The organism is Shewanella vaxholmensis (assembly GCF_031932135.1).
Taxonomy (GTDB): domain Bacteria; phylum Pseudomonadota; class Gammaproteobacteria; order Enterobacterales; family Shewanellaceae; genus Shewanella; species Shewanella hafniensis.
The window spans coordinates 1-15,552 of sequence record NZ_JAUOEV010000032.1 but is presented as its reverse complement, the minus strand read 5'-3'; the positions used below and the strand labels follow the sequence as shown (position 1 = coordinate 15,552).

The window sequence follows — 15,552 nt, the reverse complement described above, 5'->3', positions numbered from 1 at the left end:
TTTATCTGTGTTCATCCGTAGCTTGTCGTTCAGTCACAAGCGGCACACCGACGCGACTGAGCACTTGAGCTAATTGCGCAACACACGTTGCGATATCTTCCGCGGCGTGAGCTGCCGTTAAAGTAATACGTAAACGCGCAGAGCCTACAGGCACGGTCGGCGGGCGAATCGCGCCAACCCAAATTCCTGCAGCCCTTAGCTCCTCGGCCACTTGCAATGTTTGCCGCGCATCCCCAATGATCAGCGGCTGAATCGCGGTATCTGAACCTAAAAGTGGCACATTAGCCTCGCGGCATAACCGTTTGAATAGCTTAATATTCTCAAGCAGTTTTTGCTGTAATTCGGGATGTGCTGTGCTGTACTGAGTCGCGGCTAAGGCCAACGCAGCATTGGCGGGCGATAAAGCGGTCGAGTAAATGTATTCACGGGCGTTACTGACCAAAAAGTCGATCAGCGCCTGACTCCCCAACACGGCCGCGCCTTGGCAACCTAAGGCTTTACCAAAGGTCACCACTTGCACATCGATAAGCTTGGCGGCATCTGCATTGTTATAGCCATCGAGCACCGCAAAACCATGGGCATCATCGACAATAAACCAAGCATGATGTTGGCGACAAAGCGCCGATAACTCAGCAATCGGTGCACAATCTCCGTCCATGCTAAACACGCTTTCAGTGATTAACGCCGATGTCTGATGTCGAGCGAGTAACCGCTCAGCGCTTTCTAAGGAATTGTGTAAAAAACGTTTCAGCTGCGCGCCACTATCTTGCAAACCATCAATAATGGAGGCATGTACGAGTTTGTCGGCAACCACAATATCGTGCTGATCAAACAGGGTTTTCATCAGTGCCGTATTAGCACTAAAGCCCGAGCAAAATAACAATGCCGCTTCATGCCCCGTTAAGGCGCAAAGCTCACGCTCCAGCGCCAAATGTGCGTCACTGTATCCTGTCACTAAGGGCGATGCGCCGCTACCCACACCGTAGGTTTGCGCGCCAAGGTGCAAGGCCTCAGCGAGTTGTGGTACGCGGGATAAACCTAAATAATCATTACTGCTGAAATTGACATAGGCGCGACCTTCGAACACAAAGCGCGGACTCGAAGTGGATGCGTTGGTGTTAAGGGCATGATCGACACTCAGCACTTTACGTTGTCGCAGTAATCCTTGCTCACGCAAAGCATGCTGACGGGCGGCAATTTTAGTCTCAAGCAGAGAACTCATCGATGTAGCCTCAAGCATGACTGTCTCAAATATGACTGTTTCAACAATGGTCTCAACAATGATTACCCTATGAGTGTTCGGTTTAAGACGGTTGCCTTAGGAATGGAGCACATTGAATATGCCTATCAGCCGCAGTCAAAACAGACTACGACCAACAGGATTGACATGTTATTCAATGAGGTACGTCAAACAACATGAACTCAGTATTCTTACAAAGCACCCGCGTCATAGAATTGTGCCGATGACTTATCTTGATAGGCCGCGGCTTTGGCTAATACTGCACTTTCTTCTTCCAATTTTGCCGCTGCGCCCTGCTCTGGACGTAAACCTAAACGTCGGAATAGCCCCATATCATCGCTTTCTTCTGGGTTTGGCGTAGTCAGCAATTTACAACCGTAGAAAATCGAGTTCGCGCCAGCAAAGAAACACATGGCCTGCAGTTCATCACTCATATTTTCGCGGCCTGCCGATAAACGCACGCGCGAAAGTGGCATTAAAATACGTGCCACGGCAATAGTACGCACAAACTCGAGAGGATCGAGATCGTCAAGTTTCTCAAACGGCGTGCCCGCCACTTTGACTAACATATTGATCGGCACAGAATCAGGGTGCTGCGGTAAATTAGCCAGCTGTTGCAGTAAGCCTGCACGATCAGTCGCTTTTTCACCCATGCCGACAATCCCGCCAGAGCAGACTTTCATGCCTGAAGCACGCACATTTGTCAGTGTATCTAAACGATTTTGATAGGTACGAGTGGTGATCACATCGCCGTAGTATTCAGGCGAGGTATCTAAATTGTGGTTGTAATAATCTAAGCCTGCACTGGCTAAATCGTTCGCCTGATCTTCAGAAAGCATGCCGAGCGTCATGCAAGTTTCCATGCCTAAGGCTTTGACTTCTTGTACCATTTGCTTAAGGTACGGCATGTCTTTTTCTTTGGGGTTACGCCAAGCGGCCCCCATGCAGAAACGAGAAGCCCCCGCGGCTTTAGCGCTGCGAGCTTCGGTCAGCACAGTTTCCATTGCCAGCAAACGCTCTTTCTCTAGACCTGTGTCATAACGGGCGCTCTGCGGGCAGTATTTACAATCCTCAGGGCAAGCACCGGTTTTAATCGATAACAAGCGGCTAATTTGCACTTCATTGGGATCGTACACTTCACGGTGAATGCTATGGGCTTTAAATAACAAATCATTCATCGGCAGCGCAAATAAGGCTTCGATTTCTTCCCGCTTCCAATCATGACGAACTTGCAACTGCGACATTGAACACCCTTTTTATTCTGTCTTTTATCTTGGCTAGGATAACCTCAGCCCTTAAACTGTCAACGCCAACCAGTGAATCCAGTTTACTAATGGCTACTTTACCACCAACTTAGTGAGCATTTATGCGCAATTTACTCGATTTTGATTTTGATAGCGCCCATATTTGGCATCCTTACACCTCAATGACCCGTTCTCTTCCTGTTTTTGGTGTACATAGCGCAAAGGGCTGCGAGCTCGAACTCGTCGATGGCCGCAAGCTGGTCGATGGCACTAGCTCATGGTGGGCCTGTGTGCACGGCTATGCGCATCCCGAGATATTAACCGCGATGGAAAAACAGCTGCATCAGCTGAGCCATGTGATGTTTGGCGGCATCACCCATGAGCCCGCCATTGAACTGTGCAAAAAACTTATCGCTATGACCTGCGAGCCGCTGACGAAAGTCTTTTTATGCGACTCTGGCTCTATCTCAGTGGAAGTGGCGATCAAAATGGCGTTGCAATATTGGCAAGGTCAGAGTTTGCAAGGTAAGAGCTCGCAGGGGCAAAGCGCACATAAAGAGCGGCCGCTAAAACAACGCATTCTTACCGTTAAGAAGGGTTACCACGGCGATACCTTTGCCGCCATGAGCGTGTGCGACCCCGAAGGTGGCATGCACACTATGTTTGGCGATGCGGTAACGAAACAATCCTTTGTGCCCGCGCCACAAACCGCCTTTGGCGAAACCTTACAAGCCGATGATTTAACCGCAATACGCAGCATTTTAAGTGCAAATCACCATGATATTGCCGCTGTGATCATAGAGCCGATCATGCAAGGCGCAGGCGGAATGCGTTTCTACAGCGCAGATTATTTAGTGGGTCTTCGTGCCCTGTGTGATGAATATAATGTGCTGCTTATCCTTGATGAAATCGCCACGGGCTTTGGCCGTACAGGTAAGCTGTTTGCCTATGAACACGCCAATATCACTCCAGATATCTTATGTTTAGGTAAAGCGCTAACGGGCGGTTACATCAGCCTAGCGGCAACGCTATGTACCGATAAAGTTGCCCAAGGAATAAGCCAATCTCCCGCTGGCGTGTTTATGCATGGGCCGACATTTATGGGTAACCCGCTGGCCTGCGCGGCCGCATGTGCGAGCTTAGACTTAATCAGCCGCAATGAATGGCAAGCGCAAGTGGCCGCTATCGAGCAGCAAATGCGCTTAGAACTTAAGGATGCGATTGATTTACCGAGTGTAAAAGACGTGCGAGTACTTGGGGCAGTAGGCGTGTTAGAGATGCATGAACCCGTCAACACGGCAGAGTTGCAGCAACAATTTGTTGATTTAGGCGTGTGGGTTCGCCCCTTCGCTAACCTTATCTATATCATGCCGCCCTATGTGATAAGCCCAGCGCAATTAAGCCAACTCACAGGTGCGATGAAGCTAGTCGCGACAGGCATTATTGCAACATCCGCCAGTGCCGAGCCACAGCTTATCAGCCACGGTTAATACCAACAGCATAAGCCTTCAACGTAAACATCCTTCAAATAGATAACCCTCTGCGCATCGTTAAAAGTGCGCAGGGGTTTAAACTATACAGCGGTGTTAAGTCACTCGGCAGTCTTACCCAGAATACAAACCTCGCATCCTCTCGATAGCTAAAAGCACTAAGGTTGCAATTGCAACATTGCTCACAATTCCTATTAAAACTCCGCAATTTAGCCGATTAATTTAATCCATCAACTGGAAATTTTACCAAAGCCAGCAATGCTTATATCGCTAACTTTACCCCACACATCTTTCGCCAATATCCGCCAACAAATTGAGCTGAGGAATGGCTTAAATAGCTACACCAAGACATGGAGATCATATGTTCAAACTCGCTGACATAGCCGTCAATCGCAAACTCGCATTACAGCTCATTATCGCCCTCGCAGGCGCCTTAATTTTACTCGTTATTTCTGTTACCGCTTTAAAGCACAATCTGATGGCGGAGCGGGAAGCACGGCTTAATGCCGTATTGTCCCTCGCCAGCAGCCGCATTCAGGCGTTATCCCAATCACAGCCCTTAGAGCAAGCACAACAAGCCGCCAAGGACATGTTGAACGACATGCGCTTTGATGGTGATAACTACTTGTTTGTGATTGATGAATCGAGGCGCGTCATCGTCCACCCCATCAAAAAAGAATTAGTTGGCCAACAGATGGGCAATCAAGGCGAAGAAAACTACTGGTACAAAATGGTCGAACTCGGCCGTGATGGCAAACAAGGCTTAGTCGAATACCGCTGGACGACAGCTAACGGTAAATCGGCGCAAAAAATGTCATTGGTAATGGGGTTTAAACCTTGGGGCTGGATCTTGGGCTCAGGCATGTTGCTCCAAGATATCGAAGCCACCATTTGGCATGAATACCTCACCATGGGTGGTATTACATTTGTCATTATTGTGCTTATGGCTTGGCTAGGTTATGCCATTAGCCGCTCTATTACTCGGCCATTGGATGATGTGAATCAGGCGATGCTCGCTATCACTAAGGGGGATTTAACTACGCAATTAAAGGTCTATGGTAAAGACGAGCTTGGCTCTTTAGCCCGCAACATCAACCAAAGCATTGGCTCGATTCGTAACACCTTACAGGAAGCGAGTCATAGCGCTGATCATGTTGCCCAGGCCTCGGCTCGCATCGCCTCAACCGCAGAGGAAACTAATCAAGCAGTAAATAATCAGCGGGATCAACTTGCCCAGCTTGCCACCGCCATGAATGAAATGAGCGCCACTATCGCTGATGTGGCAAACAATGCAGAGAGCACAGCCAAAGATACCAAAGAAGCCACCTGGGAAGCTGGCCTTGGCGACCAAGATGTTCACGCCAGCGTAGATGGTATTCATGCTCTTGCCAAAGAAGTGGAGCAAGCGACAGACCAAGTGAACATGCTCAAAGAGGAAGTCATGCAGATCAGCGAGGTCACCTCTGTTATCAGCGCGATTTCAGATCAAACTAACTTACTCGCATTGAATGCCGCCATTGAAGCCGCCCGCGCTGGCGAGCAAGGACGAGGGTTTGCAGTGGTCGCCGATGAAGTGAGGCAACTTGCCAGTCGCACTAGGCAATCGACTGAAGAAATTCAGAACACGATTTCATTATTGCAACAACGGGCCGTAAGCGCCGCTAAGGCAATGGATGCAAGCCGAGCTTTAGCAGAAAACAGTGTGAGTCAATCGGCAAAAGCGGGAGGTGATTTATCGCTTATCGTTACCCATATCAAACATGTGAGTGACATGGCAACCCATATCGCTACCGCCGCAGAAGAACAAAGTGTGGTCGCAGAAGACATGAACAGAAACGTGTGCGGGATTAATAACTCAGCGCTCGAAGTCTCTGAATCGGCAACTTATTTGGCTCAAGAAAGTGAAAGTTTGGCCGAATTATCACTGAATTTAAACAATAAACTGGCCGTATTCAAACTCTAGTCATGTATTTAGTTACACCCACAAACCTGTGTCAAACCGTTTAGCCAAGATAAGCCGCATAAAAAACTGCGCGATTATCTTGGCATTTCGATAAACGTACCGACGTCACTAAACTCATGTTACCTAGCACGTATACCAAGCTTATTTTACCAAGCTAGAAATCAAGGCACGTAGCGCGGCAGGTTTTATCATTTTCGCCATATAGTGATAGCCGCGGCGCTGCACATCTTCCACCAGCTCTTTGCGGGTATTGGCGGTGATCAAAATGCCGGGCAAGTCTTTGCCATACAGGGCACGAATACCGTCCATCGCATCGACGCCATTTTGGCCATCATCTAAGTGATAATCGGCGAGGACAATATCGGGCGCGACGCCTTTCAGTCCCAGCTTAATGCGTGCATCGGATAAATCTTTTGCACAAATAACTTCACATTGCCAACGACTTAATAGACTTTCTAAGCCAGCCAGAATCGCCTCTTCGTTATCGATACACAGCACTTTGATACCCGATAACGGCTGCAGCAGCGATGGCAACGCCTTCACTTGCGGCTGGCGCACAGTCTCCCCGAGCGGCACACAAATAGAGAATACCGAGCCGCGCCCTAAATGGGACGAGACTTGAATACCATGTTCCAGCACTTTACTGATGCGATCGGCAATCGCTAAACCTAAGCCCAAGCCGCTGACATTGTTGCTCTTAGGATTATTCAGCCGTTTGAATTCTTTGAAAATCTCTTGGGTTTCTTTTTCATCGATACCACACCCCGTGTCTAATACTTGGATCTCAAGGTAATGACCTCGATGGCGACAACCAAACAAGACTCTGCCACCACGGGCGTAACGGTAGGCATTGGTTAAAAAGTTTTGTAGGACTCGGCGTAACAGTGAAGGATCGGAATTAACGGTCGCACTGCATGGGATCATCTTAAAACGAATTTGGTTGTCCGCTGCCATCGCCTCAAATTCCACGGATAAGCCATTGATCAGTTCTGAAATCGCAAAGTCACGGCGATTCACCTCCACCATGCCGGAATCAAGTTTCGAAATATCCAGCAGATCGGTGAGCAACTCGCCGGCGATCTTAAGCGAGCTATTCACATGGGATAAGGTGGTTCTGGCCTCGCGATCTAAATTGGGATACTGAGATAAAGATGCGGTAAACAACCGCGCGGCATTCAGCGGCTGCATTAAATCATGGCCAACAGCAGCTAAGAAGCGACTCTTAGAGGCGTTGGCGATTTCTTCCTGCGCCTTAGCCTCGAGTAACTCGCTATTCAACATGGCTAATTCATAGGTTCGCTCATTAACGCGGCTTTCTAAGGTTTCATTGGCCTCGAGCAGTGCGCGCTCCTGCTCGCGATACTGAGTAATATCGGTAAAGGTCATCACAAAGCCACCGTCTGGCATGGGATTACCTTGAATTTTAATCACTTTACCGTCCCAGCGATGGCGCTCAGAAGTGTGCGGCGTGCCATTACGCATGTGCTGCACCCGCTGTTCAACCTGCTGTTCGATTTCACCTTCACCACAATAACCCCGCGCCGCATTAAAACGGATGACTTCGCTGATGGGCATGCCCTGCTGCAAGAATCCATCGGGATATTGATACAGCTCCACATATTTATAATTCCAAGCTACTAGGTTGAGATCGTTATCTATCACGCTCATGCCTTCATAGGCGTGCTCAATCGCGCCGCGCAGCATGTCTTGGCTGAGCATAATTTTCGATGAAGCTTCATCCACTAGACTGAACACTTCATCCAGCGCTAAATCGCGACCTTGCAGCACAGAATCCATCACCAGTGCTGCGCTTGAGGCGCCGAGTACGCCCGCCAATAAACGTTCCGTGTGGAAAATCAGCTCAGGCGGCGCCGCTTTATGCCAACTATCACTTTTTACCGCATCAATAGAGAAACGGCTAAAACTCTCGTAGGCGCGTGTTGGGCTGACGAATCGACTGGCAAGAATAAGCAAATCCTGCTGTGAAATCGGGCCATTTTTCTTATTGGCGCTGTTTTTCAACTTGCCAGGACTGACAAAGGCACTGGCCTGAATTCGCTCGGCCACACCCGCCCTAAACCAAATAGACCCCAAAATATAACAGGCGATATTGGCAAAAAGTGCCGTCAGCGCATCACGCACATTGGGCGTTATCGCATCTAGCAAGCCTTTCTCGCTCGCGACGCCAGACAAGAACACCGATGAACTTTGCACATCTGTCATGCCCTGCAACATGATGTAAAACCACAGCGTAAAGCCTACGCCGAGCCCTAAAAATACCCCAGCACGATTGCCGTGTTTCCAATAGAGTCCGCCCACTAAGGCGGGCGCTAACTGAGCAAAAGCCCCGAAGGACAACATGCCGAGATGGGACAAGGAATCACTGTCCGCTAAGGCCAGATAACTGCCATAACCTAAGCCAAGAATGATCACTATCGCCAAGCGGCGGGCATTGAGTAACAACAGTGAGAACTGGCTGAAGTTTTTCTCGCGGATATGGCCCGTACGCAGCATCACGGGCACCAGCCATTCGTTACTCACCATCACACTAATAGTCACCACCGCCACTATCACCATGCCGGTTGCCGCCGAAAGTGTGCCCAGCAGTGCAATCACCGCCAGCAAAGGTTGATCTAAAGCGAGTGGCAAATTAATGACATAGGTATCGGCCGACACTGAATCGCCGAGGATAATTTTCCCCGCCAAGGCGAGCGGCCCAACGAATAAACCAAAAAGCGCTAAATAGATGGGAAACAGCCAACGTCCTTTCGACAACACAGACTCATCGGCGCATTCCACCACCATCACATGGAATTGCCTTGGCATACACAAAAACGCCGCCATTCCGACGAGTAACTCAGGCATTAGGGCTTCGATACGGGGATTGGGATAATTGATCAGCGACTGCGCATTCGCCTGCTGCCAAATATCCCCAAAACCATCGAACACCCCAAAACTAATGACGACGCCGACCAATAAAAATGCGGCGAGCTTCACCAGAGACTCAAAGGCAATCGCCAGCATCATGCCGGGATTGTGCTCGGTGGCATCGAGTTTGCGGGTACCAAATAAAATGGCAAATATGGCTAATAAAGACGTGATCAGTAACGGAATTGTCACGCCATCGAGGGGATCGTCTGCGGGTTGAAACAGGTTAAGGCTGAACACCATCGCCTTAAGCTGCAGGGCGATATAGGGCATGATGCCAAACAAGGCGATTAAGGTGACTAAGGCGGCTAAGGTTTGAGATTTGCCGTATCGGGCGGCAATAAAGTCGGCCACTGAGGTGATATTCTGTGCCTTAGACACTAATACCATCTTGCGTAACATGCCAAAACCTAAGGTAAAAATCAGAATGGGGCCGATAAAAATCGGTAAAAAAGACCAGAGATCCTTAGCCGATTGGCCAACAGTGCCTAAAAAACTCCACGAAGAGCAGTAAACCGCTAAGCTCAGGCCATAAATACCGACCTGTAGCTTTTTGGTGATCCGGCTAAACCAACGCTCCGCCCCCCACGCTAATAGGAATAAAAGCGAGACATAACAGACGGCAATAACGGCGACGACTAAGGTTAAATTCATACTTTGCTCTTTTTTCTGATTATTGTGCGATAAAACCTGTCTAAAATCTAGCCGGATTTTTAATGCAACAGACTAAATATAAAGGAAAATTTAAAACTAGACCAAGGTCTAATGGAGTTGCCGCCCTCTTGCATACCATACTCAGTCCACGCAATTTTTCAAAAGGGAAGCCCTATGAGCTCGCAGTCTCTCTACAAAGTCTCCGGCAATATCGCTGCCAATGCACTTGTAAACAACGATAAATATAAAACAATGTACCAAGAGTCGATTGTCAATCCTGAAGGTTTCTGGAGAGAACACGGCAAGCGTATTGATTGGATAAAACCCTATACCAAAATTAAAAAAACCTCTTTTGATGATCATAATTTATCGATCAACTGGTTTTATGACGGCACCCTGAATGCTTCTGCCAACTGTTTAGATCGTCACTTAGCCGAGCACAGTGATCGCGTGGCGATTATTTGGGAAGGCGATAACGCCAGCGAACAACGCAAAATCACCTACGGTGAATTACATGCAGAGGTGTGTAAATTCGCCAACGCATTACGCAGCCAAGGCGTGCGCCGCGGTGACATAGTCACAATTTACATGCCTATGGTGCCAGAAGCCGCAGTGGCTATGCTTGCCTGTGCCCGTATCGGCGCGGTGCACTCTGTGGTCTTCGGTGGTTTCTCACCGGACTCTATCGCCTCTCGCGTCATTGATGGCAAATCAAAAGTCATTATTACCTCAGATGAAGGTATGCGCGGTGGCCGTGCTATCCCCTTGAAACGCAACATCGATGATGCCTTAAAAAATCCTGATGTCACTACGGTTGAAAAAGTCATAGTGCTGAAGCGCACGGGTGGCAAAGTGGATTGGGTAGAAGGTCGTGATGTGTGGTGGCATTCACTGATGGAAACAGCATCTGAATACTGTCAACCAGAGGAAATGGACGCCGAAGCGCCGTTATTCCTGCTGTATACCTCAGGTTCAACCGGTAATCCCAAGGGCGTATTGCACACCACTGGCGGCTACATGGTTTATGCGTCTATGACCCATGAGTATGTGTTCGACTACAAAGCGGGCGAAGTGTACTGGTGTACCGCCGACGTGGGTTGGATCACTGGCCACTCTTATATGGTTTACGGCCCACTCGCCAATGGTGCGACTGTGCTTATCCATGAAGGCGTACCGAATCATCCAAGCCCTGCCCGTTTAGGCGAAATGATTGACCGCCATAAAGTAAGCATTCTTTACACAGCGCCAACCTTAATTCGCGCGTTGATGGCCGAAGGTAAACAACACTTCGATAAGTTCGATGGAAGCAGCTTGAGGATCATGGGCTCAGTAGGCGAACCCATCAACCCAGAAGCATGGCGTTGGTACCATGAGGTCATAGGTCATGAACATTGTCCTATCGTCGATACTTGGTGGCAAACTGAAACCGGCGGTATTTTGATCACGCCGCTACCAGGTGCGACCGATACTAAACCTGGCTCAGCGACCCGTCCGTTCTTTGGCGTTCAACCTGCCTTAGTCGATAACATGGGGAATATTTTAGAGGGTGAGAACGAAGGTAACTTAGTGTTACTCGACTCTTGGCCGGGCCAAATGCGAACTGTGTATGGCGACCACGAACGATTCGTGCTGACCTACTTTAAAACTTTCCGCGGCATGTATTTTACCGGTGACGGTGCCCGCCGCGATGAGGATGGCTACTACTGGATAACAGGCCGAGTCGATGACGTAATCAACGTATCCGGCCATAGATTAGGTACGGCAGAGGTCGAAAGTGCGCTGGTATCACACGAACTGGTTGCAGAAGCTGCGGTAGTTGGCTACCCACACGATATTAAAGGCCAAGGTATTTATGCGTATGTCACGCTAACCCGCGGCACTGAAGAAACCGAAGAGCTACGTCAAGAGCTGCGTCAATGGGTTCGTAAAGAAATTGGTGCGCTGGCAACCCCAGATCTCATCCAATGGGCGACGGGCTTACCTAAGACACGTTCGGGCAAGATCATGCGCCGCTTTCTGCGCAAGATTGCCGCTAACGAAGTGACCAACTTAGGGGATGCATCAACCTTGGCCGATCCAGCTGTGATCGAGACCTTGATTGAATCACGCTTGAATCGTACTGAGTAATATCCGAGTTACGAACAACGTCCACAACGCTTAGTCTATGCCCAATAGGCTAAGCGTAACCTGAACCTCCCTTTTTAAACCTCAGGTTAAAAGTGAACCCTGTTGAGAGAGTGTGTGATTGCTCCTTTCTCTAGCTTGCCCCTCCAACCAGGGGCATTTTTTTTGCCTGTTATGTTAAGCTTGCGACCTCACTTTTATTCAGCATAGATTTTTTATCAGCGTGTCAGTCAAACTCAGAGACTATCAACAGCAAGCGGTTAATGCCGCCATCGCCCATTTTAGGCAAAGCCAAGCTTCCGCCGTACTCGTATTGCCCACTGGCGCCGGCAAAAGCATAGTGATCGCCGAACTGGCGCGCATCGCTAAAGGCAGGGTCTTAGTGCTCACCCACGTGAAAGAATTGGTCGCGCAAAATGCTGAGAAAGTCGGCTTACTTACGGCACAAGCCAGTATCTATGCGGCGGGGTTGAATCAAAAAGCCACTGACGGAAAAACCGTCGTCGCCAGCATTCAATCGGCAGCGCGGGGATTAACGCAGTTCGACCAGCCGTTCTCGCTAGTGATTATTGATGAATGCCACAGAGTCAGCCTTGAGAAAACCAGCCAGTATCAGCAAGTGCTCACTCATTTACGCACGAAAAATCCCCAATTAAGATTGCTCGGTCTCACCGCTACGCCCTATCGCCTTGGCACTGGCTGGATTTACCAGCAACACTATCACGGCAAAGTGGGGTCTCCCGAACATGCTGTGTTCGAACATTGTGTGTTCGAGCTGCCCATCAGACCACTCATTAAACAAGGTTACCTCACAGCGCCAACCCTGTTTGATGGCCTCAGTGCCCAGTACGATTTCAGCCAACTTAAAGCTAACGACAATGGTGAGTATGCCGAAGCTGAGGTTAACGATTTACTGGGGCATTACGGCCGCGCGACTACCGCGATAGTGAAACAGCTCATTGAACTGAGCCAACATAGAAGAGGCATTATCATCTTCGCGGCAACGGTGCGTCACGCCAATGAGATTTTTGGCCTACTCAACCAAGTTCACACTGCACAGAGCGCCATAATCACGGCACAAACGCACGACAATGAACGTGACGCGACAATCGAACGTTTTAAAGCCCAAGAGCTCAAGTTTTTAGTCAACGTGGCAGTGTTGACGACAGGCTTCGACGCGCCCCATGTGGATTTGATTGCGATTTTGCGCCCAACCGCCTCAGTCAGTCTATTTCAACAAATGATCGGCCGTGGGTTGCGAATCGCTGAAGGCAAAAAAGATTGTCTTATCATCGACTATGCTGCCAATGGTTATGACTTGTATTTCCCCGAGGTCGGCCAAGCTAAACCCAACAGTAAATCGGTACCCGTGCAAGTGCATTGCCCTGTGTGCGATTTTGCCAATATTTTCTGGGGACTCACGGACGACGATGGCGACATCATTGAACACTTTGGTCGCCGTTGTCAGGGCATAGTCGAACAGCAAGGTAAAAAGCTACAGTGCGACTTTCGATTTAGATCTAAATCTTGCCCTGATTGCGGTGAAGAGAATGATATTACCGCGCGCATTTGCCAGCACTGCCAATCGACTCTCATCGATCCCGATAAACGCCTTCGCCAAGTGCTCAGCCAGCAGCACCATCATTTGTTCCGCTGCCAACATATGACGCTCATCGACGATGACGGCAATCTGAAAGTGCAATACCTCGATATCGACGGCAATGAATTTAATCGCCGCTTTAAATTGCAAACGCCGGCACAGTGGCGAGCCCTCTATGCCTTATTCATCTTTCCCCATAGCCGAACGCCGGGATTAAAACCGAAAAAGTACACTAAGGTGACAGAGTTAATCAGCGACGCGGATAAATTCCGCATGCCCGATCTCTTGCTACTGAAGAAACATAAAAAAGGCTGGGATCTGCTCGAAAGCTATTTTGATTATCAAGGCCGCTATCAAACTGAAAATAAACACGGCTGACATTATCAATTCACTTAGGCCTATGGTATAAAACGACTAAAGTAATCCTAAGGAGCTATTATGTTCGTTGTTATTTTTGGCCGTCCAGGCTGTCCTTATTGCGTTCGTGCTGTGCAATTATCTGAGCAACTCGTTGAAAAACGTGATGACTTTAAGTTCAGATATGTGGATATCCACGCAGAAGGCATCTCTAAAGCAGATTTAGAGAAAACTGTCGGTAAGCCAGTTGAAACCGTACCGCAGATTTTTGTCGATGAGAAACACGTAGGTGGCTGCACAGATTTCGAACAATATGTTCGCGAAAACAATCTGTTAGATTAAGCTCTACACATATGTGACCCGCTTAATGCAAAAGGAGACCTAAGTCTCCTTTTTAGTTTTTATCGCAAGCAAGTAAGATTAGAGCACATACTTAGCCGAGAACATAATGCGGCTCAAATCACCATCATCGCCATTTTCTTTACTGTTCTTGGCGTACATATACTCGACCCCAAAAGTCAGCGGTTTGCTTGGCGAGTAAAGTAAATTGATATAGCCAGAATAAGCATCCTTATTCACGCCTGAACCGGTTAAAGCCGCATCGTTATCCGCTTGCATGCCTGACAAGGTTACACTGCTGCGCCACTGCTCATTCCACCAATGACGATAAGACACAAATCCACCGAAAGTACGAATCGACTCAATATCACCGTTGGCATCCAGCACACCCGCATTAATGTAATTGAGTGCCATATAACGACCTAAGCCTTCACCATAGGTGGCCGTAAAGCGAAGATCATCTTTGCCGACCGGAATAATGCCCGCCACACTGGCACCATATCCTAGGGCTGAGCTATCAATCTGCGTCGCACCTATCTTAGTTTCTAAATTCAACTGACGGGCAATACCCGCAAACGAGAACGCCGCGCCGCCATCCGTTTTGAGGTTATACCGCGCGATAACATCGGGGATTACCCCACTACCACTGGTAATGCGGGCACCGCCTTGATTTGGCGTGACTGTGGTTTCAGGATTTTCAATCGCGAATTGGAAATTACCTTGGGTATAGCGCAATAGTGTTTGGCGGGCGAACGGGGTGCCATCGGCAGCACCAACAAAATCGAGATTCTCAGGCAATGCCGCAGCATTTTGGAAGGTGGTCCACGTTTGGCCTACAGTCCAATTGTCATAGGAGACAAATGCATGGCGAATACGAGGCGAGTAGCTGTTGGATGTGCGTTCATTGCCATCGGTGTGGGTCATAAAATCGAGTTCAATAAAGCCAGAAAGTTTATGACCATCAATATCAGTCGTCGCTTTGAAATTAAAACGTGTTTCGCGAGCTTGAAAATCCACGACTTGGTTGCCATTACCCTCTTTGCCATAAATAGTACCAGGAACATAAAACTGCCTAGAAAGATCCCCAGAATCCGGGGCGCCATTGCCATAATCACTGAACATAATGTCAGCTTTGATATAACCGCCAAACTCAACATCCGTATCTTTTAGTGATGCCGCATTGGCCGAACTTGCTAATGCCAATAATATTGCACTACCCATCAAGCTTAGTTTTGCTTGTTTCATTTTTTGTCTTTCCCCAATTGTTATTATTTATCCGCAACCAATATGGACAAATTAACAAGTGAGAAACATTGGCAATAGGTCTATGAGACAAAAGTAGAAAATGTCAGGATAAATAATATGTTAGGAAAACATTTGAAACGAAATAAGTAAAACGAAGGTATTAAATCTAGTACTTGGAATTGAAGTTTAACTTGGTAAATTTAGTGGATAACTTGAGAGAGATAAAGCGGGGTAATACGTGGTGGGTCGTGAAGGATTCGAACCTTCGACCAATTGGTTAAAAGCCAACTGCTCTACCGACTGAGCTAACGACCCATCTTGGTATTGCGATATAACTGTTCACTTCTTTATTGCATTTATCATGCTGA

The 15,552-nt window shown here is 48.4% G+C and carries 9 protein-coding genes and 1 tRNA gene; 5 read left to right on the top strand and 5 right to left on the bottom strand.

What is annotated here, in order from left to right; all coding sequences use genetic code 11:
• Window position 1: 1 nt before the first annotated feature.
• Together Q4Q46_RS20075 and bioB are read right to left on the bottom strand one after the other, a co-directional pair.
• On the bottom strand, window positions 2-1,222 hold the full coding sequence (locus Q4Q46_RS20075) for an aminotransferase class I/II-fold pyridoxal phosphate-dependent enzyme (protein WP_311906886.1): 1,221 nt from the start codon (window positions 1,220-1,222) through the stop codon (window positions 2-4).
• Window positions 1,223-1,431: 209 nt separating this feature from the next.
• A complete protein-coding gene (gene bioB / locus Q4Q46_RS20070) occupies window positions 1,432-2,484 on the bottom strand; it encodes a biotin synthase BioB (RefSeq protein WP_006081265.1) in 1,053 nt (350 codons plus the stop codon).
• A gap of 122 nt (window positions 2,485-2,606) precedes the next feature.
• Between bioB and bioA the strand changes: the two genes are divergently transcribed.
• Together bioA and Q4Q46_RS20060 are read left to right on the top strand one after the other, a co-directional pair.
• Window positions 2,607-3,974 carry an adenosylmethionine--8-amino-7-oxononanoate transaminase gene (bioA, locus tag Q4Q46_RS20065; RefSeq protein WP_311906885.1) on the top strand — a complete coding sequence of 456 codons (1,368 nt, stop codon included), beginning with the start codon at window positions 2,607-2,609 and terminating at the stop codon, window positions 3,972-3,974.
• A gap of 361 nt (window positions 3,975-4,335) precedes the next feature.
• The gene (locus Q4Q46_RS20060) at window positions 4,336-5,937 is read left to right on the top strand and encodes a methyl-accepting chemotaxis protein (RefSeq protein ID WP_311906884.1); all 1,602 of its coding nucleotides are present in this window, start codon (window positions 4,336-4,338) and stop codon (window positions 5,935-5,937) included.
• A gap of 141 nt (window positions 5,938-6,078) precedes the next feature.
• Here Q4Q46_RS20060 and Q4Q46_RS20055 read toward each other — a convergent pair whose 3' ends face one another.
• The gene (locus tag Q4Q46_RS20055; RefSeq protein WP_311906883.1) at window positions 6,079-9,519 is read right to left on the bottom strand and encodes a hybrid sensor histidine kinase/response regulator; all 3,441 of its coding nucleotides are present in this window, start codon (window positions 9,517-9,519) and stop codon (window positions 6,079-6,081) included.
• A 174-nt stretch (window positions 9,520-9,693) separates the two neighbouring features.
• Here Q4Q46_RS20055 and acs point away from each other — a divergent pair, with 174 nt between their 5' ends.
• The 3 genes from acs to Q4Q46_RS20040 all read left to right on the top strand — a co-directional run bounded on the left by acs (window position 9,694) and on the right by Q4Q46_RS20040 (window position 13,942).
• Complete coding sequence (gene acs, locus Q4Q46_RS20050) at window positions 9,694-11,646, top strand: acetate--CoA ligase (protein WP_012587884.1); 1,953 nt, start codon at window positions 9,694-9,696, stop codon at window positions 11,644-11,646.
• 220 nt (window positions 11,647-11,866) lie between these two features.
• Window positions 11,867-13,621 carry a DNA repair helicase RadD gene (gene radD, locus Q4Q46_RS20045; protein WP_311906882.1) on the top strand — a complete coding sequence of 585 codons (1,755 nt, stop codon included), beginning with the start codon at window positions 11,867-11,869 and terminating at the stop codon, window positions 13,619-13,621.
• A gap of 60 nt (window positions 13,622-13,681) precedes the next feature.
• Window positions 13,682-13,942 carry a GrxA family glutaredoxin gene (locus Q4Q46_RS20040; RefSeq protein ID WP_006081259.1) on the top strand — a complete coding sequence of 87 codons (261 nt, stop codon included), beginning with the start codon at window positions 13,682-13,684 and terminating at the stop codon, window positions 13,940-13,942.
• Window positions 13,943-14,020: 78 nt separating this feature from the next.
• Here Q4Q46_RS20040 and Q4Q46_RS20035 read toward each other — a convergent pair whose 3' ends face one another.
• On the bottom strand, window positions 14,021-15,184 hold the full coding sequence (locus tag Q4Q46_RS20035; protein WP_311906881.1) for a DcaP family trimeric outer membrane transporter: 1,164 nt from the start codon (window positions 15,182-15,184) through the stop codon (window positions 14,021-14,023).
• A gap of 239 nt (window positions 15,185-15,423) precedes the next feature.
• A tRNA-Lys gene (locus Q4Q46_RS20030) sits at window positions 15,424-15,499 on the bottom strand.
• Between the last annotated feature and the right edge of the window lie 53 nt (window positions 15,500-15,552).

Bases quoted from the DNA above. Each gene is read 5' to 3' on its own strand.
- bioA (WP_311906885.1), top strand. From the start codon at position 2,607: ATGCGCAATTTACTCGATTTTGATTTTGATAGCGCCCATATTTGGCAT.
- Q4Q46_RS20040 (WP_006081259.1), top strand. From the start codon at position 13,682: ATGTTCGTTGTTATTTTTGGCCGTCCAGGCTGTCCTTATTGCGTTCGT.
- Q4Q46_RS20075 (WP_311906886.1), bottom strand. From the start codon at position 1,222: ATGAGTTCTCTGCTTGAGACTAAAATTGCCGCCCGTCAGCATGCTTTG.
- Q4Q46_RS20060 (WP_311906884.1), top strand. From the start codon at position 4,336: ATGTTCAAACTCGCTGACATAGCCGTCAATCGCAAACTCGCATTACAG.
- Q4Q46_RS20035 (WP_311906881.1), bottom strand. From the start codon at position 15,184: ATGAAACAAGCAAAACTAAGCTTGATGGGTAGTGCAATATTATTGGCA.
- Q4Q46_RS20055 (WP_311906883.1), bottom strand. From the start codon at position 9,519: ATGAATTTAACCTTAGTCGTCGCCGTTATTGCCGTCTGTTATGTCTCG.
- bioB (WP_006081265.1), bottom strand. From the start codon at position 2,484: ATGTCGCAGTTGCAAGTTCGTCATGATTGGAAGCGGGAAGAAATCGAA.
- acs (WP_012587884.1), top strand. From the start codon at position 9,694: ATGAGCTCGCAGTCTCTCTACAAAGTCTCCGGCAATATCGCTGCCAAT.